The organism is Rhodococcus sp. ARC_M12 (assembly GCF_022810385.1).
Lineage (GTDB): Bacteria > Actinomycetota > Actinomycetes > Mycobacteriales > Mycobacteriaceae > Rhodococcoides > Rhodococcoides navarretei.
In genome coordinates this window covers 1-2,427 of the sequence record NZ_JALGQI010000042.1, presented here as the reverse complement: position 1 = coordinate 2,427, position 2,427 = coordinate 1, and the positions used below count along the sequence as shown (strand labels likewise).

At 64.1% G+C, this 2,427-nt stretch carries 2 protein-coding genes; both read left to right on the top strand.

Annotated features, from left to right (window positions below):
* Nucleotides 1-138 precede the first annotated feature (138 nt).
* Nucleotides 139-1,512 (top strand): helix-turn-helix domain-containing protein, encoded by a 1,374-nt coding sequence (locus tag MTX35_RS25210; protein WP_243597469.1) that lies wholly within the window; start codon nt 139-141, stop codon nt 1,510-1,512.
* The gene (gene istB, locus MTX35_RS25205) at nt 1,509-2,363 is read left to right on the top strand and encodes an IS21-like element helper ATPase IstB (RefSeq protein ID WP_243597468.1); all 855 of its coding nucleotides are present in this window, start codon (nt 1,509-1,511) and stop codon (nt 2,361-2,363) included. The genes MTX35_RS25210 and istB overlap by 4 nt, the downstream gene beginning before the upstream one ends.
* The last annotated feature ends 64 nt before the right edge of the window (nt 2,364-2,427 follow it).

Below are 2,427 nucleotides of genomic sequence, written 5' to 3'. Positions count from 1 at the left end.
TGACGGCGCTCAGTGAAAATGCCCAGATCTGATCTCTGAAAGTGCTCACCCGTGTGGCTCCGCCAATGAGGGCGGGCCTCCTCCGATGCTGATGGTCTCTGACCACACACCAGCGTCCCGAAGGAGACCCGCGATCTCATGCTTACATGGGAAGAGGACATGGAGATATCCGCACTGCACAAACGAGGCATGTCGATCTCGGACATCGCCCGCCATACCGGCCGCAACCGCCGAACCGTCCGCAACTACATCAACGGCACCACCACCCCCGGAGTTCGGAAGAGGTCGACACCGGACCCGTTCGAGGACTTCGTCGACTACATCCGCTACCGATTCACCGAGGACCCGCACCTGTGGGCGGTCGCCCTGTTCGACGAACTATTGGCCCTGGGTTTCGCACTGTCCTATCCGACGATGACACGCAAGATCCGGCAGCAGAAACTGCGCCCGATCTGCCTGGCCTGCAGGACCGCAACCGACCGAGCCAACGCCATCATCGACCACCCACCGGGTGAAGAAACCCAATGGGACTACGTCGATCTCCCGAACCCACCCACTGAATGGGGTTGGGGCAGAACAGCACACCTGTGGGTCGGCTCCCTCGCACACTCGGGCAAGTGGCGGGCGGTGTTGACCCCGTCGATGGATCAACCGCATCTGGTCGACAATCTCGACCGCGTTGTCCGCGCTCTTGGCGGCCTCACCCGGGTGTGGCGCTTCGATCGGATGGCCACTGTCTGCTACCCCGAGTCCGGTGCGGTGACCGCCAGCTTCGCCGGCGTCGCGAAGTACTACGGGGTCTCGGTCGCGATCTGCCCACCGCGGAGAGGGAACCGCAAAGGTGTCGTCGAGAAGGCGAATCACACTGCAGCGCAGCGATGGTGGCGATCGTTACCGGACATGAGCGTCGAGCAGGCCCAAGCGCATCTCGACAACTTCTGTGCCTCCATCTCCGACAGTCGCACCCGCCACACCCCGGACGGGACCAGCACTGTCGCCGACCTCGCAGCGGCCGAACCCCTGCAGGAACCGCCGGCGACGGCGTATCCGGTCATTCTCGGCGACAGTCGGACGGCGTCGCGGCAAGCGTTGGTGTCCTACCGCGGCAACCAGTACTCCGTGCCGCCGGAGTTGGCGTCCGCGCAGGTCACCGTCACCCGCCCGGTCGGTGGTAGTCATCTCGACATCGTCACTGCTTCCGGCATCACTGTCGCCAGGCATGCGGTCGCCGCCGACGGTCTCGGCATGGTCGTCCGCGACAGCGGTCATGTCGTCGCGCTCGAACGGGCCGCGATGGCGACCGCGAACACCGGTAAACCGCACCGCCGCAAAGAACGGATACCACCAGGGCCTGATGCGCTCAGAGCGGCAGAAGCATTGCGTGGCAGCCATTTCCATAGGACGAACAACTCGGAAGGAACAGCTGAAACCGATTCCGCGGCAGCATCATCGGATGTCATCGACCTCTCGGCATACGAGCGGGCCGCACGGGGAAGGAACACTCTCGCATGAGTGACACACCGACACCACGTGCCACCGCCGATCGACTTCCCGCACCGAACACCGCGGAAGCAGCGAGCCTTTACCAACGTTTGCGTGGCCATCTCGGGGTCCTCAAACTCGCCGACGCCGCCGAAGCGTTGCCGGCGGTCCTCGACCAGGCCGCGGCGGAGGACCTGTCGATGACGGCAGCGTTGGAGCGGCTGCTCTCGATCGAGGTCGCCGCCACCGAAGCGCGGCGGTTGACCGGCAGGTTGCGGTTCGCGTGCCTGCCGACCCCGGCATCGCTCGAGGACTTCGATTTCGACAACGCCGCCGGGGTCGACAAGAAGCTGATCGATGAGCTCGCGACCTGCAGATATTTGGAGACCGCGACGAATGTGCTGCTCATCGGACCGCCCGGGGTCGGAAAGACGCATCTGTCGGTCGGGCTGGCACGGGCTGCTGCACATGCCGGGTATCGGACGTATTTCACCACCGCTGCCGATCTCGCCGCTCGATGTCACCGGGCCGCGATCGAAGGCAGATGGGCGACGACGATGCGGTTCTACGCCGGGCCGACACTGTTGGTGATCGACGAACTCGGGTATCTGCCGTTGCCGGGAGAGGCGGCTTCGGCGTTGTTTCAGGTTGTCTCGCAACGGTATATGAAGACATCGATCGTGATCACCAGCAACCGCGGGGTCGGATCGTGGGGAACGGTTCTCGGTGACGACACCGTCGCAGCAGCCATGCTCGACCGCCTCCTGCATCGATCGGTAGTCCTCGACATGTCCGGTGATTCCTACCGGCTCCGCGACCACAACGCACGCTCGGAGAAGCTCCGCAAAGCCGTCACCGGGACCCGTCAACCGCTACAGTGATCACCGCTACCGGGTGAGCACTTTCGCTGAGCGAAGTTGAGCACTTTCGATGAGCGCCATCACC